Source organism: Lysinibacillus sp. BSL11, from assembly GCF_052928325.1.
This window is the reverse complement of the sequence record NZ_JAVGCX010000008.1, coordinates 197,060-221,888: the sequence shown is the minus strand read 5'-3', so window position 1 is coordinate 221,888 and position 24,829 is coordinate 197,060. Positions and strand designations below refer to the sequence as shown.

General features: G+C 36.2%; 22 protein-coding genes. 15 read left to right on the top strand and 7 right to left on the bottom strand.

Features of this window, described 5'->3' with window-relative positions:
• Nucleotides 1-306: 306 nt before the first annotated feature.
• Nucleotides 307-1,644, top strand: a complete 1,338-nt coding sequence (locus RCJ95_RS11855; RefSeq protein ID WP_446722347.1) for a helix-turn-helix domain-containing protein — start codon at nucleotides 307-309, stop codon at nucleotides 1,642-1,644.
• Nucleotides 1,645-1,747: 103 nt separating this feature from the next.
• Here RCJ95_RS11855 and RCJ95_RS11850 read toward each other — a convergent pair whose 3' ends face one another.
• Nucleotides 1,748-2,722, bottom strand: coding sequence for a proline dehydrogenase family protein (locus tag RCJ95_RS11850; RefSeq protein WP_446722346.1), 975 nt, complete (start codon nucleotides 2,720-2,722; stop codon nucleotides 1,748-1,750).
• 537 nt (nucleotides 2,723-3,259) lie between these two features.
• Between RCJ95_RS11850 and RCJ95_RS11845 the strand changes: the two genes are divergently transcribed.
• Entirely contained in the window at nucleotides 3,260-3,859 is a 600-nt protein-coding gene (locus RCJ95_RS11845) for a TetR/AcrR family transcriptional regulator (protein WP_446722345.1), read from the top strand.
• Nucleotides 3,860-3,897: 38 nt separating this feature from the next.
• Here RCJ95_RS11845 and RCJ95_RS11840 read toward each other — a convergent pair whose 3' ends face one another.
• Together RCJ95_RS11840 and brnQ are read right to left on the bottom strand one after the other, a co-directional pair.
• A complete protein-coding gene (locus RCJ95_RS11840) occupies nucleotides 3,898-5,265 on the bottom strand; it encodes a S41 family peptidase (protein ID WP_446722344.1) in 1,368 nt (455 codons plus the stop codon).
• A gap of 181 nt (nucleotides 5,266-5,446) precedes the next feature.
• Nucleotides 5,447-6,766 (bottom strand): branched-chain amino acid transport system II carrier protein, encoded by a 1,320-nt coding sequence (brnQ, locus tag RCJ95_RS11835; RefSeq protein ID WP_221679422.1) that lies wholly within the window; start codon nucleotides 6,764-6,766, stop codon nucleotides 5,447-5,449.
• 250 nt (nucleotides 6,767-7,016) lie between these two features.
• On the opposite strand from brnQ, the gene RCJ95_RS11830 reads away from it, so the two are divergent.
• Nucleotides 7,017-7,910, top strand: coding sequence for a C40 family peptidase (locus RCJ95_RS11830; RefSeq protein WP_257521159.1), 894 nt, complete (start codon nucleotides 7,017-7,019; stop codon nucleotides 7,908-7,910).
• Between the two features lie 78 nt (nucleotides 7,911-7,988).
• Here RCJ95_RS11830 and RCJ95_RS11825 read toward each other — a convergent pair whose 3' ends face one another.
• Both RCJ95_RS11825 and secA2 read right to left on the bottom strand, forming a co-directional pair.
• Nucleotides 7,989-8,885, bottom strand: coding sequence for an accessory Sec system S-layer assembly protein (locus RCJ95_RS11825; RefSeq protein WP_257521160.1), 897 nt, complete (start codon nucleotides 8,883-8,885; stop codon nucleotides 7,989-7,991).
• Between the two features lie 3 nt (nucleotides 8,886-8,888).
• A complete protein-coding gene (secA2, locus tag RCJ95_RS11820) occupies nucleotides 8,889-11,252 on the bottom strand; it encodes an accessory Sec system translocase SecA2 (protein ID WP_446722343.1) in 2,364 nt (787 codons plus the stop codon).
• Between the two features lie 225 nt (nucleotides 11,253-11,477).
• Between secA2 and RCJ95_RS11815 the strand changes: the two genes are divergently transcribed.
• Nucleotides 11,478-12,545, top strand: a complete 1,068-nt coding sequence (locus RCJ95_RS11815; RefSeq protein WP_004230902.1) for a glycosyltransferase family 4 protein — start codon at nucleotides 11,478-11,480, stop codon at nucleotides 12,543-12,545.
• Nucleotides 12,546-12,786: 241 nt separating this feature from the next.
• On the opposite strand, the gene RCJ95_RS11810 is transcribed toward RCJ95_RS11815, so the two are convergent.
• Nucleotides 12,787-13,842 carry an LCP family protein gene (locus tag RCJ95_RS11810; RefSeq protein WP_257521162.1) on the bottom strand — a complete coding sequence of 352 codons (1,056 nt, stop codon included), beginning with the start codon at nucleotides 13,840-13,842 and terminating at the stop codon, nucleotides 12,787-12,789.
• A gap of 147 nt (nucleotides 13,843-13,989) precedes the next feature.
• Complete coding sequence (locus RCJ95_RS11805) at nucleotides 13,990-14,625, bottom strand: YigZ family protein (protein ID WP_446722342.1); 636 nt, start codon at nucleotides 14,623-14,625, stop codon at nucleotides 13,990-13,992.
• A 165-nt stretch (nucleotides 14,626-14,790) separates the two neighbouring features.
• Between RCJ95_RS11805 and RCJ95_RS11800 the strand changes: the two genes are divergently transcribed.
• From RCJ95_RS11800 to flgL, 11 genes are all read left to right on the top strand, one after another.
• Nucleotides 14,791-15,939, top strand: a complete 1,149-nt coding sequence (locus tag RCJ95_RS11800) for a sensor histidine kinase (RefSeq protein ID WP_221679434.1) — start codon at nucleotides 14,791-14,793, stop codon at nucleotides 15,937-15,939.
• A 36-nt stretch (nucleotides 15,940-15,975) separates the two neighbouring features.
• Entirely contained in the window at nucleotides 15,976-16,650 is a 675-nt protein-coding gene (locus RCJ95_RS11795) for a response regulator transcription factor (protein ID WP_004227590.1), read from the top strand.
• Between the two features lie 284 nt (nucleotides 16,651-16,934).
• Nucleotides 16,935-17,480: a DUF3225 domain-containing protein gene (locus RCJ95_RS11790; protein WP_004227588.1), complete on the top strand. Its 546-nt coding sequence runs from the start codon at nucleotides 16,935-16,937 to the stop codon at nucleotides 17,478-17,480.
• 258 nt (nucleotides 17,481-17,738) lie between these two features.
• Complete coding sequence (locus RCJ95_RS11785; protein ID WP_328025696.1) at nucleotides 17,739-18,581, top strand: DegV family protein; 843 nt, start codon at nucleotides 17,739-17,741, stop codon at nucleotides 18,579-18,581.
• A 44-nt stretch (nucleotides 18,582-18,625) separates the two neighbouring features.
• On the top strand, nucleotides 18,626-20,011 hold the full coding sequence (locus RCJ95_RS11780; RefSeq protein ID WP_446722341.1) for a DEAD/DEAH box helicase: 1,386 nt from the start codon (nucleotides 18,626-18,628) through the stop codon (nucleotides 20,009-20,011).
• The gene (locus tag RCJ95_RS11775; protein ID WP_446722340.1) at nucleotides 20,008-20,598 is read left to right on the top strand and encodes a ComF family protein; all 591 of its coding nucleotides are present in this window, start codon (nucleotides 20,008-20,010) and stop codon (nucleotides 20,596-20,598) included. The genes RCJ95_RS11780 and RCJ95_RS11775 overlap by 4 nt, the downstream gene beginning before the upstream one ends.
• A gap of 78 nt (nucleotides 20,599-20,676) precedes the next feature.
• On the top strand, nucleotides 20,677-21,090 hold the full coding sequence (locus RCJ95_RS11770) for a TIGR03826 family flagellar region protein (protein ID WP_004227580.1): 414 nt from the start codon (nucleotides 20,677-20,679) through the stop codon (nucleotides 21,088-21,090).
• A 121-nt stretch (nucleotides 21,091-21,211) separates the two neighbouring features.
• The gene (gene flgM, locus RCJ95_RS11765) at nucleotides 21,212-21,472 is read left to right on the top strand and encodes a flagellar biosynthesis anti-sigma factor FlgM (protein ID WP_054549755.1); all 261 of its coding nucleotides are present in this window, start codon (nucleotides 21,212-21,214) and stop codon (nucleotides 21,470-21,472) included.
• Nucleotides 21,473-21,499: 27 nt separating this feature from the next.
• Nucleotides 21,500-22,000 carry a flagellar protein FlgN gene (locus RCJ95_RS11760; protein ID WP_312130502.1) on the top strand — a complete coding sequence of 167 codons (501 nt, stop codon included), beginning with the start codon at nucleotides 21,500-21,502 and terminating at the stop codon, nucleotides 21,998-22,000.
• A 16-nt stretch (nucleotides 22,001-22,016) separates the two neighbouring features.
• A complete protein-coding gene (gene flgK, locus RCJ95_RS11755; protein ID WP_313150307.1) occupies nucleotides 22,017-23,684 on the top strand; it encodes a flagellar hook-associated protein FlgK in 1,668 nt (555 codons plus the stop codon).
• 27 nt (nucleotides 23,685-23,711) lie between these two features.
• Nucleotides 23,712-24,707: a flagellar hook-associated protein FlgL gene (gene flgL, locus RCJ95_RS11750; RefSeq protein WP_313150306.1), complete on the top strand. Its 996-nt coding sequence runs from the start codon at nucleotides 23,712-23,714 to the stop codon at nucleotides 24,705-24,707.
• Nucleotides 24,708-24,829: the final 122 nt, after the last annotated feature.

Below are 24,829 nucleotides of genomic sequence, written 5' to 3'. Positions count from 1 at the left end.
CGCCACCGATAATTAGTGGGTAGTCTTGACCTAAGTAACCTTCAACTTTATTTAAAGCCTCTACATAAGCATTGTAGTTTGCCTCTTGTGAAAAATCTGTGAATGGTTCGTGTTTGTATGGAATCATGTCAGTTTCCTCCCAGGTATAAGTGGTGCCAAATGATTATGCACCTATTAAGATTGTGTTAATTATATAATGCAATATAATTTGGCATTAATCAACTCAAATTTTAAAACTTTTTTAATTTTTGCATCTGCTTTTCATATTGGTGTTAGAATAAGTTTAATGGAATACAGGAGGACAAAATGGATAACAATGTACTACTAAGTATTTATAAATACGTCATTGAAAAAGGCGATATGGGAATTTGTGTGGTAGACACAGAGGGCAAATTGCTTATTTACAATAAAAAAATGAGAGAATTAGAAGGCGTTAATGAGGATGAATTTGAGGAGAGGCGAGCCTTAGAGATTATTGATTTTGAAATCGAAAAAAGCGATATTTATAAGGTCCTCAGCTCTGAAACGCCAGTGCACAATATAAAAAAAACGTATTGGAATAAAAAAAATCAAGAAGTGACCTACATAAGCAATATTTATCCGTTGCACTATGAAGGCTCTTTAATAGGCGCTGTGGAATTTGCCCGAGATATTACACAGCTTGAATTCATGATGTATCAGCCATTGAGAAGGTATGGCGCTCCATTGACATTTGACATCATCACGGCTGTATCACCAGTCATGAAGGATGTCATTGAAAAAGCAAAAATTGTGGCGCTAAGTAGAATGCCTGTTGTGTTAATAGGGGAATCAGGGACTGGGATTGATATGGTTGCAGAGGGAATCCATCATGATCTAAAGGTGCAAAATGATATGTTTATTGCTTTAATTTGCCGTCGAGATGAGAAAACGGTATTAAAGCAATTTGAAAAATATATTGTGGAAAAGGAGAAAATAACCTTCTTTGCTGAGCGCATTGAATATTTATCTCTAGAAGCACAAGAAAAGATTGTTGAACTTTTTAATAATCACCCTAATCATCAGCATGTTTTAATTGCTAGTGTTGGCAAAGATCCCATTGATTTGATTCAAAAGCATGAGCTATCCAAAAAGCTTTACAGACTTTTTTCAGGTATTACGATTTATGTACCTCCTTTACGAGAAAGAAAAGAAGATATTATGCCTTTTATCGATGATTATTTCAAAAGACATCGTGATAGCTTTGGTTCATCTATTCACGGGCTTTCAGAAGAAGTGCGAGATACTTTTTTAAAATATGATTGGCCAGGAAATTTAAAGGAATTAGAAGTCCTGCTGGATGAAATAACCTCATTGATCACCAATGAAACGATAGTTGAATCACATATGCTGCCAGTGCATTTCAAATGGAAAATCCAAAGCTCTTGTGAGGAGACGGAAAAAGAGGTTTCTACGAGTGACTTGTTTGTCATTAAAAATCAACAGGATATTCGACCATTAGATGTCTATATGAAAGAGGTAGAGGAGTACTATATTTCAAAGGCATTGGATTTTCATCAAGGAAATATCTCCAAAACGGCTGCTGCATTGGGGATTCGTCGACAAAGTTTACAGTATCGAGTTAAAAACTATAAGCTCAATAAAAAAAGCGAAAACATTGATTAACCATGTTTTCGCTTTTTTGGATAGGTTCCCGAAAGTGCAGGATGGAACGATCTAACTGAAGGATAAAAACACGAAACTGATGGATAGCTTCAAGCTTGTCTAATTATTTTCCTTTTTTCGAAAGGCGACCAAGCGCAAATGCTGCTGCTCCTAAGCCAATTGCCATGTTCGTTTTTTTGTTAAACACTTGTTTTGTCACAAGTGCTACATTTTGTGGACGCTCAGCTAAACGACGCATAAAGTAACCGTACCAATCATTTCCGAATGGTAGGTATGTGCAGAAATTATAACCTTCACGAGCAAGGTCTAGCTGCATTTCTTTACGGAAACCATATAGCATTTGGAATTCGAATTTTTCATTTGGAATATTGTGTTGTTTCACAAATTGTTTTACATGGTTGATCACATTATGGTCGTGTGTCGCAATCGAAGTAAATTTACCATGTAGCAAATGATATTCAATTAGTTTTAAATAATTATGGTCAATATCAGTTTTAGATTGATAAGCCACATTTTCAGGTTCTTTATAAGCACCTTTTACAATACGTAAGCGGAAGTTTTTATATTTCTCAATATTTTCCTCTGATTCGAAGAAGTAAGCTTGAATAACTGTCCCTACGTTATCATACTCTTTGTGTAATTCCTCTAATAATTCAAAAGAGCTATGTAAACGCTCGTAGTTTTCCATATCAAAATTCACGAAAATATTATATTGATGTGCAAGAGCTACGATTTCTTTTAAGTTTTCATAGCAAAATGCGTAATCAATATCTAAACCTAATTGTGAAGGTTTAAGAGAGATGTGTGCATCAAGCTGTTCATCATGAATAGCTTGTACAACAGCTAAAATATTATTTTTGGCAGCAATTGCCTCTGATTTTTCGTAGACGAACTCGCCTAGATTATCGACTGTACAAGAAATATTGGCCTTGTTTAATTCTTTAATCGATTGCACAACTTCTGGTAAACTTGTGCCAGCAACAACACTTTGCGCACCCATTTTCAAACCATATTTTTGTGCAGCGCTGTTTAATAATTTGTTCTCGGATAAGTAAATGAAAAAGTCACGTAATACCATTATATGCCTCCAAAAATGAAAATTTTAAATTCTTGGCGATTATAACACTTTTTTTGAAAAGTAAAATGGTTTGATTTTCAGAAAAAATATTTTTTAAAGCCTGTTAGTGAGATAAAACTATTGCAGTCATTGACTTTTTCATGGAAAAAATTTAAATTAAAAATTTTTTTCAAAAAAAAAGGACTTTTCAAAATAAAAGATTTGCTTTATGTTAATTAGTATATGTCTTAATTTGCGCATAGGCATAATGGTATTTAGGACTTAAAATATATAATTATTATTTTAATATAATTTATTAGTGGGTATTCTTTGAAGTGATTCTTAGATATCCACTTTTTCATTTTTCAATTTAAATATCATATTAATAGTAGTTTATAGTAAAAAAAAACAGGGTGTATTATAATAAAATGGTATATAATCAATATTAAATTATGTACGTTTTGTGAATTTAAAGTTACTTTTGATTTAGAATAGTGTGTCTATATAAACAATATAAAAGGGAATATGACTACTCTAAACTAAGATAAGGTGGAAAGTATGGCAAGAGGCAGAAAATTTAATTCAAATGGCGAACAAAGTAAACAACTATTACTTGAAAAAGCGATAGAGCTATTTTCTGATAAAGGTTATCATCACACAAAAATTAGTGACATTGTAAAGGCTGCCAATGTAACTCAGCCTACTTTTTATCTCTATTTTAAAAGCAAGGATGCCCTTTATAACGATTTGAATGCGCAATTTCAAAGCGGATTCTTGGCAGTAATGAATAGTAAGTCAACTGACATTATTGAATATGGATTACAGGGTTTTATCACGCTATTAGAGCAAAAGTTATTGAACTTGTTCGTATACATAATTGAAAATCCTGAATTAACAAAAATAGGTTTTATTGAATCCAAGCAAGCACAATTGGTGAAAAACCAAATGACACAGCAATTGATCCACCTTATTTATCTGCATGATTGTGACAAAGATCTACAACTGTATAGTGTGGATATAAAAATCATGATAGATAGTTTAGTAGGCTCAATAGAAAGACTCATCATTACGAATTTATTAGAAGAAAAAAGGTTACCTGCAGAACTTGCAAATGATATTGTACAATTATATTTTTGGAAAACCAAAGATGTAATATAAAAAACTGTCATCGATACTTATTATCGATGACAGTTTTTTTAATTGCTTATTTTTATATGCTGATAGTAGCCTTTGTGATCTTTGCTCTTTGGGTGAATAAGTAGCATATATTCCTGATTCGGTGATAAAGCACTCTTAGGTGTAACAGTTATTGAACGACCTTCAATTTTAACTGCTACGGGTATTTCCTTAGCTCCTAAAGCAGCCAGTTGAATGTTGCTCTTAGCAATTTGAGAAGTAAGCCCTGTAGGAATTTTCACTGTAAATTTGTGTGTATCTGCTATATTTTTTACCGTGGAAAGTTGTTTATATTTAGGATATTTCTCCTTTAATGCATCGTAATGTGCCTGGAAAATAGGGGCTGTTGTGGTTTGAACATTTGGCTTAACGCCGACTTCATGAATAGTATGACCCGCAGGACCCGTAAATTTACCAACTGTAAGCTTTAAGTAGCTTCCATCCTGTAATGTGTAAAAGCCTTGCATAGCACCTTTCCCATAGGTTGTTTCTCCGTATAAAATAGCAGCCTTCTGGTCTTTCAGTGATGCGGAAAGCATTTCAGAAGCACTGGCACTATAGCGGTTTACAAGAATACGGGTATCTTTAGGAAACTTTGTGTCTTGTTGAACTGCTGGGATGGTATAAGAGTTATGTGCTTCTTCTAATAAATACGCAACTTTAGCAGATTGGAATAATCCTGTTAGTTCTTCAGCTGTTGTCACATAACCTCCACCATTATTTTGTAAATCTAAGATGAACGATGTTGCACCACGTTTTTTTAAGTCTATCAGCGCATTTTTAACAAGCTGTGCACCATCCTCTGAAAAGGAAGCCAACGAAATATAGCCCACATTTCCAAATAGTAGGTCAGTTTGTACATTCGGTAATGTGAATTTCTTACGTGTAATAGTTTTGGTAGTTTTTGAACCGTCACTATTCTTTAATGTAACTTCCACCCTAGTCCCTTCATTACCAATTAAAAGGGAAGAGGCCTCTTGTGTAGAACGCCCGATAATAGATTCACTATTAACGCTAATAATGATATCTCCAGCCTGAACACCAGCCTCAAAGGCGCCACTGCCTTCGATTACTTGTAAAATATGAATTCCATCTTCGTGTTCTTCAATCACCACACCTATACCTATAGTAGATAGGTTAATGCTATTCATATAATTTTCAAATTCTTGCTTAGTGAAGTAGGTTGAGTAAGGATCAAGCATACTCATGATTTCTGAGATGGATGTAGCCTTCTCTAAGTTTCCATTAATTGTTCCAACGTAAGTATCTTTCACAATCTCCTTAATTTCCTTGATAAGCTGTGGATCATTTTCAGCAGCGATAGTAGTTGTAAAAGGGAGAAGGAAGAAGCCTAGAACAAATACGAATGACCATAGTAACTTTTTCATTGGACACCTCTTTTCTAGAACTCAAAATAGAATGTATCATTATTAGGTATTAAATGGATGGTTACATTATGCAATTGAGTATCTGATTTTTATTATACATGAAGCCATAGCCATAGTGGTGGACTTATATGAGATAGAAAAAAAATCTACTTGTCACTATGGGCAAGTAGATTCTTCTAAATTATTTTTTTATCAATTTATGAATAATAAAACCAATTGATGCACCAACAATAGCTGGTAAAAGCCAGCCTAAATTTTGTTCATACATTGGCAATGCCTTTAGGATAGTTTCATAAGGTGTAATTTCAACTTTCATTTGTTTTAAGCCATCATATAGACTGACAAGGAAAGTTGGAACGAGCGCTAAAATATAAACAATTTGTCCACCTTTAAAGAAATGATCTGCTAGTGACAAGACCATCAATACCATAGCTAAAGGATAAATGATTAATAGAACAGGTAGTGACGCACTAATAATTGTTGAAAGTCCCACATTTGTAATAGCTGTACTAAAAATAGTGAAGACAACTAAAAACGTTTTATATGAAATTTGAGGGAATAGCTTATGGAAAAATTGTGCATTAGCAGTTAATAAACCAACAGCTGTGGATATACAAGCTAGTAAAATAGTCGCAGACAAAATAATGCTTCCAAGGTTTCCAAAGAGCACCTCAGCTGATTTTGCAATAATATTTCCGCCATTATCAGAAATACCGATTGCATTGATACTTGTATTACCAATATGCCCTAGAGAGATATAGACAAAGGATAACCCTATTGCAGCAACGACCCCTGCAAAAATCGTTGTTTTTACTTGTTTTCTCGTATCTTTCATACCCATATCACGCAAGGCCTGTAAAATGACGATACCAAAAACAAGAGCACTTAGAACATCCATCGTTAAGTAACCTTGTACAAAGCCTTCAGCTAAAGGTGACACCTTATAGTTTCCTACGGCTTCTCCTGGTTCACCCATAGGAGAGATGAAACTTTTAACAGCAAGCAATAAAATAACGAAAAGCAGCGCAGGTGTTAAAATTTTACCTACTCGATCAACGAGCTTCGAAGGATTAATAGATAAATATAGAATTAACGTGAAAAACACAATAGATGTGATAAAAAGTGGCGCCCAATGATCTCTCATACCTTCAGAAAGAAATGGCGCAATGCCTATTTCAAAGGACACAGACCCAGTACGTGGTACAGCAAAGAACGGTCCAATTGCTAAGTAGACGATGGAGGTGAAAATCACCCCAAAAGCAGGACTAACACGGTTAGCAAGCAGTTGTAAATCGCCTCCTGCTTTGGCAACAGCAACAATCGCTAACAATGGTAGACCAACACCTGTTATAAGGAAACCAATCATGGCTACAGTGACGTTTTCACCTGCTTGTTGGCCCAATAATGGTGGGAAAATAATATTACCAGCACCCAAGAACAAGGCAAATAGTAGTAATCCTACTGCTAAATTTCCTTTGATGAAATGCAAGATGTTTTTCATAAGTATATTAACTCCTTTAAGATTGAAAAGCTAAAACTTTCTAAAAATTTTAAATACAGAAGTGTATGTTATCATAGGAACACTAATCTTGCAATGAAAACAATATTTCAATATAGTCGGATTTCGTCGTATTCTATAAGTTTCCTATAATGTTTGAAAAATAGTCAGTTTTTCCGATTTTTCATGCAATAGTTATCTAGTATGATAGACACACAAGGGAATATTCTAGCACGAACGGAGGCACTTTGGTATGCAAAAGACAAAAAAATGGAGAATTCTTGTTCTAAGTACTTTAGCAACTTCATTTTTAGCATTACAAACAGCAGAAGCAGCAACATATACTGTACAAAAAGGAGATACTTTAACGAAAATCGCCCAAAATCATCAAGTCACGATTGGGGATATTATGAAGTGGAATAATCTATCGAAAGATACGATTTATGTAGCTCAAAAGCTTGAGATTCCAAAACAATCAACGAATGAGGGAGTAAAGCCCGCCACTCCATCAACATCTGGAAAACCAGCAACTAGTTCTCATACAGTAGCAAAGGGTGACACATTATCAAAAATTGCAAAGCTATATAATGTGACAATTAAGGATATAATGGATTGGAATAAGCTTGAAAAAGACACAATTTTTGTTGGACAAGTACTGAAGCTTTCTTCAGCTGCAGTGATACCCGATGGTGATTCTATACATAATAATGTGACTTCAGGTACGGGCACTCCATCAAAAGTAACAGCGAAAGATCCTACAGCTAATGGACAAGCAATTTATAACAAAACAGTTGAAGTTGCCAATACATTGGTTGGTACACCCTATCTATATGGTGGAAATACACCTGTAGGGCTTGATTGCAGTGGCTTTATTTTTTATGCCTTCAATCAAGGTGGTTTAAAAATAGGAAGAGCAAGCAGTGAGGGCTATTTTTACGGTAATACTACTCATGTAGAAAATCCAGTACCTGGCGATTTAGTGTTCTTTGAAAATACGTATAAAGAAGGTATTTCTCATATGGGAATTTATCTCGGTGATAATAAATTCATTCATGCGGGTACAGATGGTGTAGAAGTTTCGGATGTTACGTACTCTTACTGGTCTTCTAAATTAGTAGCCTACAAACGTTTTGATAGTGTGAAATAAAAAGTAGCGATTTTTGTCTGGGCAAAAATCGCTTTTAACAAAACCCCCTTTCTTCTAAAACAGAAAGGGGGTTTTAGGTTATTGTGTTACACGCGCTGTCCAACGAGAGAGGTCAGCACCTTTTGGATTTACTAATTGGGCAGGGAAAATAAATGTCCATGGCTTTGTTGAATTAGGCTGAACTGTTAAGATAGGATCCATTTTAAATGAACCTTTTGCTATTTGTTTTCCTCTCGCATCAATAATCTCAAGAGGTAGTTGTTCCAAGTTTATAGCCTTATTATGACCATTACGAATAAATATAGAGACATTTAAGCTGCCATTATTCATAAATTTAGCTTGCAAACCTGTAAAGTTTACTTCAGTTTCCCCTAATTTGGGTAAAGATTTAACAATTTTGGCAAGTTCCTCTTTTTGTTCTGCTGGTAACTGTTCTTCCCAGGTAGGGTCTAATTCTAGTTGATGGTCACGTAATGATACTAGATTAAAAGCCAATTTCCAGCCTTCTTCTGGTATCTCATCAATTTTAATAGCTGACTTTTCAAATTCAAATACCCAAGGGCGAGCACTTTTCGCAGGGATTGTACCAAGTGCTTTAAAATCAAATTTTTTAGAAGCTACAAGCTTATCGTTTTTATCCATGATAAAAAGTTCGATTTCACCAAGTTCAATGGCTTCAGAAAGCGAAGAACGGAAAAATGCTCGTACTTGCCATTTTCCAGAGCGATCCTCATCAATACTAATTGAAGAAAGAGATAATTGATTTGGTTTTAATGGTTCTAGCTCATTAGCAAGGAAGTTAAAGATGTATTTTTGCTCCTGAGGTACATCCCAATCTGGGTGGAAAGAAAGTTTTGTTTCAATAATATCCTCATTACTGTCATGTGAAGAAGTGTTTCCTAGTAAGTCCTTTGAGTCAATAGTATTTTCTTGACCAACTTTGTCTGATTTTTTAAAGAATGAAAATAAGCCCATTATTTATTGCTCCTCCTGTTGCGCTTCGATTGTTTTCATAAATCCAATAATTTCTATAATGATCGTACGGCGTAATTCTTGGAAGTTTTTAGCGAATAATTCTAAGCCTTCTCGTTGATAAATACGCATAGGATCTTCTTGTTGATAGTGGCGAAGTCCAATTCCTTCTTTTAAGTGAGCCATAGACTCTAAGTGCTTAATCCAACCACTATCTAAGTTGCTTAACATGATCTGAGGGATGACATCTATTACTTGTTCATTTTGAGCAAACGTATCCATTTTTGCAGTTAACTCATCTACAGGGGCTTGTAGGGAGTCTAAAATAGGTATAACCTTTCCAACTTCTCTATCAATTGTAATAGGAGATAGGAAGAGACTATTTAAAGTTGCCTCTATACCATCATAGTCCCATTCAAACGGTGGAATATCATCAGGTGTAGCATCGCGAACTGCAAAGTCTACTGTTTCATATAACATTTGCTTTAATTGATCTAATAAATCTTCTCCACCTAAAATTTTGTCACGAAGTCCATAAAGAACGGTACGTTGGTCATTGATAACATCGTCTAATTTTAGGTTATATTCTCGCATGCCATATTGGGAACCTTCAACGATACGTTGTGTTCGGTCAATAAGCTCTTGAACCTCTTTATTTTGAATAATACCCTTATCATCTACAATCATTTTTGCAGAGAATTTTTCTACTTCTTCTTTTGCGTAACGGCGGAACATATCATCTTCAATAGAGAGAATGAAGCGGCTTTCACCTACATCACCTTGACGGCCTGAACGCCCACGTAGCTGATTGTCTACACGACGGCTCTCATGCTTTTCTGTCCCAATTACATATAAACCACCAAGCTCGTGTACACCATCACCTAACATGATATCTGTACCGCGACCAGCCATGTTTGTCGCTACCGTAATACGACCCTTTTGACCTGCCTGTGAAATAAGCTCAACTTCTTGTTCAACTGTTTTTGCATTAAGTAATTGGAATGTTAATTTTTCCTTTTTCAGATAGTCAGCTACAGTTTCAGACTGTAAAATCGATGTTGTCCCAATTAAAATTGGCTGGCCTTTTTCATGACGTTTTTTAACCTCAGCTGCAACATACTTATATTTTGCTTCCTGTGTGCTAAAAATAAGATCAGGCTGATCAATACGCTGACGCGGACGGTTTGTTGGGATTTGCACAACTTCCATGCCGTACACTTCACGAATTTCTTTTTCCTGTGTTTTTGCTGTACCCGTCATCCCAGAAAGCCTTGGATACATACGGAAATAGTTTTGAATTGTTACTTGAGCCATTGATTTATTTTCATCTGTAATCGTTACGCCTTCTTTCGCTTCAATCGCTTGATGTAAGCCATCAGAAAGTGAACGACCTTCTAAAATACGACCTGTAAACATATCAACAAGCTCGATTTTGTCTTCTTTGACAATGTAATCAACATCGCGCTTAAACATAACATGTGCACGTACTGCTTGGATTACGTAATGGAAGAGTGTTTGGTGTTCTAAGTCATATAAATTATCGATATTGAAGGCAGCCTCAACCTTTTCAATACCTTTATCCGTTAGAGAAGTAGCCTTTGTTTCATCGTCAAAGTCATAATCTTCATCTTTCTTGAATCGTTTGGCTAACATAGCAGCAATGCGGTGTAATTCCTCATTAGAAGGCATTTTACCTGCGATAATTAAAGGTGTTTTAGCCTCGTCGATTAATACACTATCTACTTCATCGATAATAGCGAAGTGATAAGGACGTTGTACTTTATCTGCTAAGCTATAGGCCATATTGTCACGTAGATAGTCGAAGCCAAATTCAGTACCTACACCGTATGTAATATCTGCGTTATAGGCTTCTTTCTTTTCACCAGGTTCCATCATCGGTACATTTAAACCTACAGTTAAGCCAAGGAAACGATGGATTTGACCAACTAGCTCATAGTCACGCTTTGCTAGGTAATCATTAACCGTGATGACATGAACACCTTTACCTTCTAATGCACGCACATAAGAGGGAAGGGAGGCAACTAGAGTTTTACCTTCACCTGTTGGCATTTCAGCAATATTACCTTCTGTTAATACTAGACCACCGATAAGCTGCACATCAAAATGACGCATTCCTAATACACGCTTTGAGGCTTCGCGTACAACAGCAAATGCGTCGGGGATAATCGATGTAAGAGGCTCACCTTGTTCTAATTGCTCTTTGAAAATAAAAGTCATTTCTCGTAATTCGGCATCTGACTTGTTAACATATTTTTCTTCAAGATTATTAATTTGATCTACTATTTTGTAGTAGCGTTTTAATTGACGAGCACTAGTTTGCTCTTTGTTACTTTTGAAAATTGAGAACATGAAATATACGCTCCTTTAATGTTGTCTACATGCTAGACACACCATTATTCTATCAAATTTTACTTATGGTGACTACAATTGACTATATAGGAATCTATTAATGCTAAAATGTACAAAATATTTGTGAAATCGTGGAAAATGTTTAGAAAAAGTATATTTCAATGCTTGTTCATGCTATAATCAATTTGGATTTCAATGTAGATTATTTATTTGAGGAGGAGAGACATGCTTTACGTGTCTTTAATAGCAGCGTTTGTTGCATCCATTTTGTTAACTCCATTAGTGAAACGTTTAGCGTTTAGAATAGGTGCAGTTGATGCACCAAACTATCGAAAAGTACATGCTCGAATTATGCCAAGACTTGGCGGTTTAGCCATTTTCCTTGCCTTTATTATTGGCGTGACGATTTTATACTCATTCTTAGTTCATACAAAACATGGTAGTAATGAGGCTTTATTAGCTATCATTATTGGTGCTTGTATAATCGTAATCACAGGTGTTATTGATGATATGCGTGAGATTTCTGCGAAAGCAAAAATGCTTGGTCAGCTAGTTGCTGCACTGATTGTTGTTTTTGTAGGCGGTATTGAAATTGAAATGGTTAATCTACCTTTCTTAGGTACATTAGACTTTGGTTTATTAAGTATTCCATTAACGATCATTTGGATCATCGGTATTACGAATGCCATTAATTTAATCGACGGCCTTGATGGTCTAGCTGCAGGTGTTTCTACGATTGCACTGATTACATTAGCTGTCATGGCATTTATTATGAGCAATGTGTTTGTTTTAGCTTTAGCAGCCATCTTAGCTGTAGCTTCACTTGGTTTCTTATTTTATAATTTCCACCCAGCAAAAATCTTTATGGGTGATACAGGGGCATTATTCTTAGGATTTATGATCTCTGTGTTAGCGTTACTTGGTTTTAAAAATATTACATTCGTAGCTTTAATCATCCCAATTATTATCCTTGGTGTTCCGATTTCTGATACATTTTTTGCGATTGTTCGTCGTGTTCGCATGAAAAAGAAATGGTCTGACCCAGATAAATCACATTTACACCATCGATTACTTGATATGGGCTTTACACATCGACAAACAGTCCTAATTATTTACGGAATTGCAGTAATGTTTGGATTAGCAGCTATCATTTTCTCTATGGCAAAGGTTTGGGGAGCTATATTACTTGTAGCGGTCATCCTAACAGCTATTGAAATCTTTGTAGAGGTCATCGGGTTGGCTGGTAAAAACTATAAACCATTATTAAATTTTGTACGGATATTTAGTAAATAAAATATAAGCAATCATACAATTTGTATGATTGCTTTTTTGTTGTTAAATAGGGTTACTATTAAAGTCATTAGACACTGAGAAATTCTTTTAAACCGATTATATATAGGGAATGGAATAGAAGGTAAACTTAAATAAACTTGTTTATCGATTACTAGGAGAGGTAAATGAAAAGGGTAGTCAATCAATGGAGAAGCCACATAAAAAGACCATAGACAAGTTGTTTGTCTATGGTCTGAAAGGTCTATTCAGTAACTGAATTGTCATCGCTGCTAGCAGCACTATCTGTTCCAGTATTGCCACTTGTTAGACTTGATGATTGTTCATTTAGGCCAAGATGGTTTTTGAAAATCTCTTTTGTTTCTTCCACAGAATCTTGATTTAACTGGTAATAATAAATACCTGTAGATGTATCATCCGTGCCATCTAATGTTAAGGAATCGATACGTGGTGCACCTTTTGATAAATAAGATAAGAAGGACTTCATTTCAGTGAATGTCATATCTGTTTTCATGTTATCACCAAGAGCTTTAATGACATCATCATATTTCGTAACAGACTTAACAGAAGCGACTTTTTTAATAATCGAAGTAAGAATTTCCTGTTGACGTTTACCACGCTCAATATCACTATCTTGCTTACGAGTTCTTGCAAGGGCAAGGGCCTGACTACCATTTAAATGCTGTAACCCTGGCTGTAAATTGATTGTAAACTTATCAAACTCATCTAATTCATGTAAAGCATATGGTACTTCAGCTTCAATACCACCTAAAGCATCGACTACATCAATAAAGGCGTTGAAATTCATACGTACATAGTAATTGATAGGAATATCAAATAGTTCCTCTACTGTTTCAATAGTAGTAAGCGTTCCACCCATAGCATGTGCGTGAGTAATTTTATCTTTATAACCTACTTTAGGAATATAAACATATGAATCTCGAGGAATGCTTAGCATTTTAATTGTATGGGTTTTATTATTTAATGTAGCTAAAACGAGTGCATCGGAGCGTGAATGATCCGAACCTTGCCCTCGATTGTCACTATCATCAACACCTACAAATAAAATAGAGACATTGTCTTGTACAGGCTCTACTTTCTCTACACGTTGCGTTGAAACCTCTCGACCTTCTAACTCCTCATATGCTGAGTCTGCAGCATGCTCTACCTGTTTTGTAAGGTAAACAGCATAAGCCGTTACACAAATCACCAAGCTTGCAACAAGGAGTAGTGTAACTTTTATAATTAATGAAGCTTTAGAAGACCTCTTTTTAGTCGGACTAATAGATCTTTTTTTCATAATAAATATATTCTCCTCTAATTATTGGGAATAATAATGCGATAAAGCTAAATTTTATTCAATTTTAACTAAGTAATTGTGTGGACAATAAAATAGCTTAACAAAAAAATTATACTATGCATATTTAGTTTCGACAATTAAAACTATTTAATTGACAATAAATTCTACAAATTGAGCATCTTCGAAAGTGATGGTAGCCTGTCCATTTGTCATTTCTGTTATCCAACTTCGGAACTGTTCTTCTTCCTCTTTTAGCACAGATACAATGATTTCAACACCTTCCAAATAACGTATTTCCTCTAAAGAATATGATGAACTTCTTATTTCATTTTCGACTTTTCCTAGCCATGTATAATCAATAGCTACTTTCATGAAATGATGCAATTTACGTTCAACTATCTGTGCAGCAATTAATCCCTCTGTAGTTGCTTTTCCATAAGCACGAATAAGACCACCACCACCGAGCTTAATGCCTCCAAAATAGCGGGTCACAACAACGACCGTATCTTTTAATCCTTGTTTTTTTAAGACCTCTAACATAGGGACGCCTGCAGTACCACTAGGTTCCCCATCATCATTTGCCTTTTGAATATGATCATGCTCTCCAATAATATATGCGGAGCAGTTATGTGTTGCATTAGGATGCAATTTTTTTATACCATCTATAAAAGAAATTGCATCCTCTTCCGTTTCTGCACGTTCTATATAAGTGAGAAAGCGAGATTTGGAAATGACAATTTCGCTTTCACCATATCCTTTTACTGTTAAATAGTTTTCTCTCATTCGTATCAATCTCCTTTTAACTAGAGTTCTATTCTATAATTTTCATGAAGAAAAAGCATTAAATTTTAGCATGGTAATGCTATAATAGGTGTAGACTATGGAATATGTGATTTTAGTCTATTAAATTAGTAAGTAATCATAAGACATTAGACTGGGGAGTATACTATGTTTTCAAATGATACCTTCGATTTAAAGTCGCTTGATGACATTTTTAATCGGATGTTAGATACAATCATGAGCTCAAAGGATGATATCTTTATTATAAGTGAACAAAGCCGCAGAAGCTTTGAAGATATGCAAAAAGAGCTGGAAATTGTTCGAAAACAAATATCAATCGTAATTGATGATGGCGATGCATTGGAAAAAAGTACGCAGCTTGCTAAGCAACGACTTGTGCTAGTGAGTAAAGCTTTTGATAATTATACCGAAGAACAAGTTAGAGAAGCATATGAAACTGCACATGATTTTCAAGTAAAGCTCTCCGTTATTAGAACACAAGAAAAACAGCTACGGGATAAAAGAGATGATCTAGAGAGAAGATTAAGAGGATTACTCGATACGATTGAACGTGCTGATCATATTGTTAATCAGGTAAATGTCGTTTTGAATTACTTAACTTCAGATTTAAGAAATGTTGGTTTAGCCCTTGAACAAGCAAAAATGAAACAGGATTTTGGGATACGTATTATTGCAGCTCAAGAGGAAGAGCGTAAGCGTTTATCAAGAGAGATTCACGATGGACCTGCTCAAATGCTTGCAAATGTCCTTATGCGCACTGATTTAATAGATAGAACGTATCGTGAAAAAGGTATTGAAAAGGCTTTGGCTGAAATTGCCGATTTAAAGAAAACGGTACGTAATGCTTTATCTGAGGTGCGACGTATTATTTATGATCTACGACCAATGGCACTTGATGACTTGGGAATTATTCCGACATTAAAGAAGTATTTATCGACAGTGACTGAATATAATCCAGGTGTTGAAATTCATTTCCAATCGAGAAGTACAGAAAAACGTATACCTTCAAATTATGAAGTATCCATTTTCCGATTAGTACAAGAATGTGTAACAAATGCCATGAAGCATGGTAAGTGTAAAGACATTTGGGTAAAGCTTGAATGGTTAAAAGATGCCGTCAACATTGTTGTAAAAGATGATGGCATAGGCTTTGACCCACAAGTAGTGAAAGATCATTCCTTTGGAATATTAGGAATGAAAGAACGGATTGAAATATTAAATGGTACTATCACCATTAGTAGTGAAATCAATCGAGGTACGACGGTGTTATTTAAAATACCGTTAAAAACTGAATGATGTAATTGTTGCAGAAATTTAGGGGGTAAAGGACAAATGACAAAGATTATTATTGTAGACGATCACCAGCTATTCCGCGAAGGAGTAAAACGCATTTTAGATTTTGAAGATACGTTTGATGTAGTAGCAGAAGGTGACGATGGTACAGATGTGGTTACGTTATACGCTGAAAACGAACCAGACGTAGTGCTTATGGATATTAACATGCCAGGCAAAAACGGAGTAGAAGCAACGGCAGAGTTAATTACTGAATTTCCAGATGCAAAAGTGATTATGCTGTCTATACATGATGATGAAACATATGTTACGCATGCATTAAAATCAGGTGCTCTTGGCTATATGTTAAAAGAAATGGATGCAGATGAAATCGTTGAGGCGATTAAAGTTGTTGCCAACGGCGGTTCTTATTTACATCCAAAAGTAACGAAAAACCTAGTAGCAGAATTTAAACGACTTTCAGAACATGAAAATAAAGGAAACTTCCATCAAACTGAAATTCGTCGTCCATTCCATTTGCTAACTAAGCGTGAATGTGAAGTATTACAATTATTAACAGATGGTCAATCAAACCGTACAATCGGTGAAACACTGTTTATCTCTGAAAAAACAGTTAAAAACCACGTATCAAGTATTCTACAAAAAATGAATGTGAATGACCGTACACAAGCAGTTGTAACAGCCATTAAAAATGGTTGGGTTGAAGTACGCTAATTGCTAAAACTGTTTTTAAAAGCTACTTTTTTTGAAGTAGTTTTTAAAACAGTTTTTTATTGTTTTTTGGTAATAATTTGTATTGAACTTACTTGATGAAGAACAGGTCATTCACAATTTTGTAACATTACTTTTCATTAGTATTAATATGTTAACTAGCAATTCATGCAACATTTTACAGCCTAATGCGTCATAAGGAAGATGTAGCACTTAAATGTTGAAAAGGCACAACAAAATTCCTACGAAAGCATTTATATGCTACAATATGCGCGGGAGGTTTTTTGATGTTAAAGAAAAGTTTTCTAGCAGTTCTAATCTTATTAGTGTTAACTGCCTGTGGTAATAAAGATGAAAAGATGAGTGATGAAGAACGAGATAAAGTAATAGAGGATGGTACAGTTGGTTTTGAAATGATGGGTGGAAACGTAGAAAAGGCTGATAATGTACCAGCGGAAGATGAAAAGGCGATTTTAGCATCTTTTGATGAGTATATTGCTGCATTAAATGCTGAAGAAATTGATCGTTATATGAATACAATCTCGAAAAATCCAAAGGGTTTTAAATACGATGAAGAAAAAACATATGCATCAGAAGTATTTGATCAATTTGATATTAAGCGTGAAGTAGAAAATGTAACAATTGCAAAGTATGAATCAGAAGAGGCGCAAGTATTTGCCAACATGAAAATGCACTCACTTCAGCTTGAGACAAATGTCGAACATGAAAGTGCAGGACGTCAGGTAACAGTCTTTGTGAAAGAGGACAATGATTGGAAAGTGACGAGTGTCTTTTATATTGGCGATGACTCACAGTCAAGTACAGGAAATTAACAGAAGCTATCTTCATTCAACATAACAATTGAGTGAAGATATGCCTATTATACATAGACAATGAATGTGAAATGGAAGCTAGCTTACTAGCATAACTCTAGAAGGGCGAGAACGGGAATCCGACGTTCGTCATTCATTTCACATTCATTTCTTTTTGTTTTTCGTAATATATGCAAAAGCGACAGTAACAACAACGAACAACAATTGCACCAAGTAGAAATAGATTGTAAACTAAGAATTATAGGAGAGTGGACATGGATGAGGACGGCAATCGTAACAGATAGTACTGCATATATTACAGCTGAGGAACGTGCACGCTTAAACATTCACATGATACCTTTAAGTGTTAATATCTCAGGTCAATTATTTGCAGAAGAAGTAGATATCACAGCATCTGAATTTTATGATAAGGTGCGTGGAGCTAAAGAATTTCCCAAAACAACACAGCCTCCAATCGGAGAATTTGTCGCTCTTTTTGATGAGCTAGCAAAAGATTACGATGAGATTATTTCCATCCATTTATCGAGTGGTATTAGTGGAACATACCAAGGTGCAGTACAGGCCGGTGAAATGGTGGAAGGCATTGATGTTTATACCTTTGACAGTGAAATATCCTGTGCTGTTCAAGGCTTTTACGTATTAAGAGCAGCTGAAATGGCGAAAGAGGGTCATTCAGCAAAAGACATACTTGCAGCATTAGCGGACATGCAGCAGTCTATTCGTGCTTACTTCATAGTAGACGACTTAGCACATTTACAGCGTGGTGGGCGTTTATCTTCTGCGGCAGCATTAATCGGTGGTTTATTGCAAGTAAAGCCTGTTTTACATTTTGTGGATAAGGTAATTGTACCTTTCGAAAAAATCCGAACACGTAAAAAGGCATTAAAGCGTGCGGAAGAATTGCTAGCAGAGGATGCCAAAAAGTATGCAGCGATGGACGCTGTTGTCATTCACGGGAATTGCCCTGCCGAAGCGCAAGAATGGCTAGAGCAATTAGCCGCAACGTACCCGAACGTAAACTTTAAACTAAGCTATTTCGGTCCTGTTATTGGTACCCATTTAGGTGAAGGATCGATGGGATTAGGATGGACAAAAAAATAACGAATTGTGAGAAGTCTCTACAGCAAAAGTAGAGGCTTTTTTCTATGAAAGGGGAGGTTTTAATGAGATATAGGGGTTGGCTGTTGCCCCCAGCATTACGTGATTTTCATGAAGGTCGCATTTGGTTAAAAGAACATTCGCCATTTTCATCTGAAGATATTGAGAAAGCAATACAGCGAAAATACGTCAATATAATAGAAGGAATTCAAATAAAGCCAGTTATGAAATGCAATCGTTGTCACAATACAGACCCACACTTATTCACAAAATTCGATTGCTCAAAATGTCAGCAACAATGTGTCTACTGCCGACACTGTATTAAGATGGGGAGAGTCAGTAGCTGTACACAATTGATAATTTGGACAGGCCCCAGGGCGATAAAAATTAACAAGCATTCATTAAAATGGGTAGGGCAATACACCGAACTCCAGCAACAGGCTGCAAATGAAATCTTTGCAAGTGTGAAAGCAAAACGCTCGCATTTAATTCATGCAGTATGTGGTGCAGGCAAAACAGAGCTACTTTTCCCATCTGTGTATGATGCATTAAAGCGAGGGCTACGTGTTTGTATTGCGACACCACGGACAGATGTAGTGTTAGAACTGTATCCACGCTTTCAACGGGCTTTTCCTGAAACAGTTATTCATGCTTTATACGGTGGAGTACCTTACCAAAATGGCTATGCACAGCTTGTTATAGCAACAACCCATCAACTCTACCGATTTGATAAGGCATTTGATGTCATTATTGTAGATGAGGCAGATGCTTTTCCTTATACATTTGATGAAACTCTACAAAGAGCAGTAGAAAAGGCTAAAAAGGAAAATGCTCCTCTGGTATTTGTGACAGCAACCCCATCAGCATCATTACTCCATACTTTCCAGCAAGAAAGCCACTCTTTTATTCCAAAACGCTATCATAATCATCCATTACCAGTTCCACAAGTTCGTTCTTTATGGAGCTATAATAAATGCTTTATGCGAGGTAAAGTCCCTAAAAGGTTAAAAAAGTGGGTGGAGGAGCGCTTACGCCAAAAGGAACCCTTTTTACTATTTTTCCCGACAATTGACTTAATGAAACGTGCGATACCTCTTGTTCAAGAGTTAAATGAAGGCATATTAGCTGTACATGCAGCTGACCCTGAGCGGAAGGAGAAGGTGTTAAAGCTACGAAATAAAGAAGTTCCCGGCTTATTAACCACTACGATATTAGAAAGAGGCATTACAATCAGCAATGTACAGGTGGCTGTTATTGGAGCAGAATCATTGATTTTTACCGCCAATGCCCTCATTCAGATTGCAGGTCGAGTTGGGCGAGATGTTCAATTTCCTGATGGGGACGTCCTATTCTTTCATCACGGCATCACGGCAGAGATGGATGAGGCATGCGCAAAAATTCAATTTTATAATAAGAAGGGATTTTCTGAATGAATAAAATAGAATCTCATTGTTTAATATGCACCCAGCCGTTAAAAATAACTATTTCCTGGAAAATTATTCTAACCAAGCAATTCTCGCCAACTATATGTGAAAGATGTACCGATCGTTTTGTACCTTCTCAATCTGCTACATCCCTTTATCAATATAATGAGGCGATGAAGGATTACTTACACCAGTTAAAGTTTCTTCAAGATGCGGCTCTTGCAAAGGTATTTCGGCAGGAGCTTCATAATCGTCTCAATAGAGAAAAAGCGATTATTCTCCCCATTCCAATGCATCCTTTCAAGCAGCAGGAGCGTACTTTCTCGCATACTGATGAACTATTAAAGGCAGCGCATATTCCTTTTATGCAATTATTAGAGAAGAAAACGACAGAAACCCAAAGCTCCAAAAATAGAGAGCAGCGTATACAGGCAGCTCCACTTTTTAGATTAAAGGAGGGTGCACAAGTCGAACATAAAAATTATCTTCTTTTTGACGATATAAAAACTACAGGGACAACTCTACAGCATGCTACAACTGTTTTAATGCAGGCGGGTGCTAAAAATGTCCAATACTTCACATTAATTGAAGGATGAAAATACCAATGCATTATGTATAATAGTTAATGAGACAGCAACCGTAGATAAATTTGCTAGAAAGAGGAGGAAAGGCCAATGGCAGAGGTTCGTAATTGTCCGAAATGTAATGAGTTTTTTAATTATACAGGAGTCCGAGAAGTGTGTCATAAGTGTGCACAATCAGAGGAGGAGCTTTATCAAATCGTTTATCGTTTCTTACGTAAACGTGAAAACCGTGCGGCAACTGTAGAACGTATTGTAGAAGCAACGGGAGCAGATAAAGACTTACTATTTAAATGGGTCCGTAAAGGCCGTTTACAGCCAGCAATGTTCCCGAATCTAGGCTATCCATGTGATAACTGTGGCCATCTAACGACGACAGGAAAGCTCTGCTCGAAATGTCAGGATGAATTAAAAGCAGACTTACGGACATTTGAAGCTGCCAAAGAGTTTCGCCAAAGTGTTGAGGAACGTGAGAGAGTAACCTATCACTCAGAGCGTAAACGTTAATTACTCCAAGTGTGTTAATTTTAAACAAAATTAGCACACTTTTTTCTATGTGAAAACTTAACATTATGTGAGACAATCCGAAATAATAGTAAGATAGGATTTAGAGATGGGGGGTATTGAAATGAAAATTACATCTTATGGAGTTAATGCAGTAAACGCCTATAAAAACCAAGTGCGCAATGTGAAATCAAATACAAACAAGGCATCTTTCGCCGATAAAATTGAAATTTCAAAGGCTGCACAAGAGATGCGAGGTGTTTCAACCTACAGTTCGGAGCGTGCAGACCATGTTCAACAGTTGAAAAAGGATATTGCTTCTGGAGAATACAAAGTAGATGCGCGTAAAGTGGCAGAGGATATGCTGAAATATTATCGTTTCTAGGGAATAGCAGAAAGGGTGTATAACGATATGTCTGTAGAAGCAATTAGTTCTACACTAACAATGCTAGAGAGAATGCATAAAAGCTTACTCGAACTAGCCTTTAAAAAGACAGAAATTATTAAAGCTGGCGATATCGAAGCGCTAGACCAATTGCTCAAGGATGAGCAGGCCCACGTAGCAGCCATCGATAAGCTCGAGCAACAGCGTCAGAAACAGGTAACGGACTACCTTGAAGCAAAGGGACTTGCTTCAGCTGACAAAACAACTGTCGCGGATGTCATCGAGGCTACTGAACAACAAGCTGACAAAGCAACACTATCAGCAGTTCGCGAACGTTTAATGCAAATTATTAATGACCTACGAAAACAAAATGATCTAAATCAAAAACTCGTTTTCCAATCCTTACAAATCGTCAACCTAACATTAGATGCAGTAAGACCTCGTACAGAGCAAATGAACTATTCCAGCAATGAGGTCCGTGGCACAAACAATATAGCTAAAAAATCATATTTCGATTCACAAGCATAACAAGGGAGGAAGAAACATGCGCTCAACATTTATGGGCTTAGAAGCTAGTAAACGTGGCCTCTTCACACAGCAAACTGCTTTATATACAACAGGTCACAATATTTCCAACGCCAACACACTAGGCTACTCTCGTCAACGAGTAAACATGCAAGCTACACCAGGTTTTCCAACTGCTGGACTAAATTCACCTTCATATCCTGGTCATCTTGGGACGGGTGTCGAAGCAACATCTATCCAACGTATTCGCGATGAGTTTATTGATCGCCAATATCGTCAAGAAACGAATAAATTTGGCTATTGGGAAGCCCGTTCTAATGCGATTTCACAAATGGAAGATATTATGGATGAGCCATCCCAATTTGGCTTAAATGCAGCATTAGAGCAATTTTGGAAGGGGCTAGAGGATGTTAGTACGAATCCAGAAAATGCATCGTCCCGAACAGTAGCGATTGAACGAGCAAAACATCTTGCACAATCATTTAATTATATGGACACGCAGATAAAAACAATACAAGGTAATTTAGGAAACGAAATTAATGTATCTACAGATCGTATTAATTCTATATTAAAGAGAATTGCATCCATTAATAAGCAAATACAAGAGGTTGAGCCAAATGGGCATGTTCCTAATGATTTGTATGATGCGCGTGATGTGTTAATTGATGAACTAAATAGCTATATACCTGTATATATTGAACGTGTTCCGTCGGGTGGGGTTGCTAGTGAGGTGGCTGAGGGTAGTCTAACAATAAAGTTTAAGCCGTATCCATCAGGTACGCCAATTGAATTAGTTAATGGTACTGAATATGCAGCATTAACTACTACGGGAACAGATACAACAGGTACAGTAGCAAGTATTGATGGCAATGATTTAACAAAGGTTTTTCAGGAAATAAAAATTTCCAAGTTAGGTGAACCACCAACAAAGCCAGCTGCTGATGCTGTAGGATTGGAATCAATTAAATATAACGAACTTGAGCCTGGAAAAGGTAAACTACTATCACTTATTAATTCGTACGGATATGCTGAATATGACGCGGGAGGTGCTTTTTCAGGTATAAAAGGTTACTATCCAGAAGCATTAGCAAATTTGGATAAACTAGCTTCTACCTTTGCTAATACATTTAATGCTGTACATAAGGCAGGCTATGATTTGACAGGTGTACAAAATGGATTAAACTTCTTTGAAACGATGGATGGTTCTACAACAATTAATGCTAGCAACATTAAAATAAATGAAGAATTTTCCAAAGATTCTTCGAAACTAGCTGCTTCTTCTGCTCCTAATGAAGTAGGTAATGGTAAATGGGCAATTGAGCTAGCCAATTTACAATCAAAAGCAATTGGTGCTGGAGGATTTACAATTACAGTTGGTGCAAATTCTGTTGTAATTCCACCTTCAACAGAGCATCTTGATAGCGCAACTTTCAACTCTTTCTATCAAGGAATGATTGGAAAATTGGGTACAGACGGTGAAGAAGCCTATCAATTAAATAAAACCTCTGAAAACCTGTTATTATCAATAACTTATAACCGCGCATCTGTCAGCTCGGTGTCCTTAGATGAAGAAATGACGAATATGATTACGTTCCAACAGGCGTACAATGCCAATGCACGTATGATTACAGTTGTCGATGAAACTTTAGATAAAATTATCAATGGTATGGGCCGTGTAGGACTATAAAATTATTAGAAAGGGGTTTTTCTTAACATGCGTGTGACACAAACGATGCTATCAAATAACATGCTGCTTAACCTAAACAGAAGCTATGGCAGAATGTCTAAACTACAAGACCAAATTAATTCTGGTAAAAAAATTACTAGACCCTCTGATGATCCTGTTATTGCTGTAAAGGGAATGGGCTATCGTCGTGATTTGGGACGAGTTGAACAATATACACGAAATATGAATGAGGTCAATAACTGGATAGATACAACCGATGAGTCACTGAACCAAGTAGGTGAACAAATGAAGCGTGTTCGTGAACTTGTGATTCAAGCAGCCAATGATACAAATACACCTGATGAGCGTGCAAAAATTAAGACAGAAATTGATCAAATTCGCCAACAGATTCAGGATGTATCGAATACAAAAATTGGTGACCGTTATATTTTCAGTGGTACGAATACGGATAAACCTTTATTTGTAGATGCGACTCCCCCAAATACTGATGGTTCAAAAATAATTAATGCGGATTATCAACTTTACGATGGAACAAATATTATTTCTACAGCAGCTGATAAATTAACAGCACCGAATGCTGATGTTCAAATTGAGGTCTATGATGGGATTAAATTACAAGTGAATGCACCTGGTGCTGATTTATTTGGGAATATCGATTCATTAATGGGGAAAATATCAAACTTATTGGATCCTGAAAGAGTTCCTGGGCCAGCGACCAGCGAAGAAATTAGTAAAGCATTAGGTGGTTTTACTTCCAATAGTAAATCGGATGATATAACAAATATACACAATAAAATCCTTGAGACACAGGCCGATATGGGGGCACGCCAAAATCGTGTGGAATTAATGGAAAATCGCTTGTCGCTTCGGGAAATAAGCGTAACTAAACAATTATCAAACAATGAAGATGTTGATTATTCAAAAGCGATAACGGAAATGGTTACTTCAGAGTCTATTCATCAGGCTGCATTATCTGTAGGCGCAAGGATTATTCAGCAAACTCTAGTAGATTTTATTAGATAATACGCACTAGTCATAATCTGAAAACCAAGAGATTATAGGGAAAAGCAAAGTGATAATAGGTATAGCGAACAAATTTTATAAATGAAGAAGGAAAGCGTTTGGACAATTCGTTCAGACGCTTT

Bases quoted from the DNA above. Each gene is read 5' to 3' on its own strand.
- RCJ95_RS11855 (WP_446722347.1), top strand. From the start codon at position 307: ATGGATAACAATGTACTACTAAGTATTTATAAATACGTCATTGAAAAA.
- RCJ95_RS11850 (WP_446722346.1), bottom strand. From the start codon at position 2,722: ATGGTATTACGTGACTTTTTCATTTACTTATCCGAGAACAAATTATTA.
- RCJ95_RS11845 (WP_446722345.1), top strand. From the start codon at position 3,260: ATGGCAAGAGGCAGAAAATTTAATTCAAATGGCGAACAAAGTAAACAA.
- RCJ95_RS11840 (WP_446722344.1), bottom strand. From the start codon at position 5,265: ATGAAAAAGTTACTATGGTCATTCGTATTTGTTCTAGGCTTCTTCCTT.
- brnQ (WP_221679422.1), bottom strand. From the start codon at position 6,766: ATGAAAAACATCTTGCATTTCATCAAAGGAAATTTAGCAGTAGGATTA.
- RCJ95_RS11830 (WP_257521159.1), top strand. From the start codon at position 7,017: ATGCAAAAGACAAAAAAATGGAGAATTCTTGTTCTAAGTACTTTAGCA.
- RCJ95_RS11825 (WP_257521160.1), bottom strand. From the start codon at position 8,885: ATGGGCTTATTTTCATTCTTTAAAAAATCAGACAAAGTTGGTCAAGAA.
- secA2 (WP_446722343.1), bottom strand. From the start codon at position 11,252: ATGTTCTCAATTTTCAAAAGTAACAAAGAGCAAACTAGTGCTCGTCAA.
- RCJ95_RS11815 (WP_004230902.1), top strand. From the start codon at position 11,478: ATGCTTTACGTGTCTTTAATAGCAGCGTTTGTTGCATCCATTTTGTTA.
- RCJ95_RS11810 (WP_257521162.1), bottom strand. From the start codon at position 13,842: ATGAAAAAAAGATCTATTAGTCCGACTAAAAAGAGGTCTTCTAAAGCT.
- RCJ95_RS11805 (WP_446722342.1), bottom strand. From the start codon at position 14,625: ATGAGAGAAAACTATTTAACAGTAAAAGGATATGGTGAAAGCGAAATT.
- RCJ95_RS11800 (WP_221679434.1), top strand. From the start codon at position 14,791: ATGTTTTCAAATGATACCTTCGATTTAAAGTCGCTTGATGACATTTTT.
- RCJ95_RS11795 (WP_004227590.1), top strand. From the start codon at position 15,976: ATGACAAAGATTATTATTGTAGACGATCACCAGCTATTCCGCGAAGGA.
- RCJ95_RS11790 (WP_004227588.1), top strand. From the start codon at position 16,935: ATGTTAAAGAAAAGTTTTCTAGCAGTTCTAATCTTATTAGTGTTAACT.
- RCJ95_RS11785 (WP_328025696.1), top strand. From the start codon at position 17,739: ATGAGGACGGCAATCGTAACAGATAGTACTGCATATATTACAGCTGAG.
- RCJ95_RS11780 (WP_446722341.1), top strand. From the start codon at position 18,626: ATGAAAGGGGAGGTTTTAATGAGATATAGGGGTTGGCTGTTGCCCCCA.
- RCJ95_RS11775 (WP_446722340.1), top strand. From the start codon at position 20,008: ATGAATAAAATAGAATCTCATTGTTTAATATGCACCCAGCCGTTAAAA.
- RCJ95_RS11770 (WP_004227580.1), top strand. From the start codon at position 20,677: ATGGCAGAGGTTCGTAATTGTCCGAAATGTAATGAGTTTTTTAATTAT.
- flgM (WP_054549755.1), top strand. From the start codon at position 21,212: ATGAAAATTACATCTTATGGAGTTAATGCAGTAAACGCCTATAAAAAC.
- RCJ95_RS11760 (WP_312130502.1), top strand. From the start codon at position 21,500: ATGTCTGTAGAAGCAATTAGTTCTACACTAACAATGCTAGAGAGAATG.
- flgK (WP_313150307.1), top strand. From the start codon at position 22,017: ATGCGCTCAACATTTATGGGCTTAGAAGCTAGTAAACGTGGCCTCTTC.
- flgL (WP_313150306.1), top strand. From the start codon at position 23,712: ATGCGTGTGACACAAACGATGCTATCAAATAACATGCTGCTTAACCTA.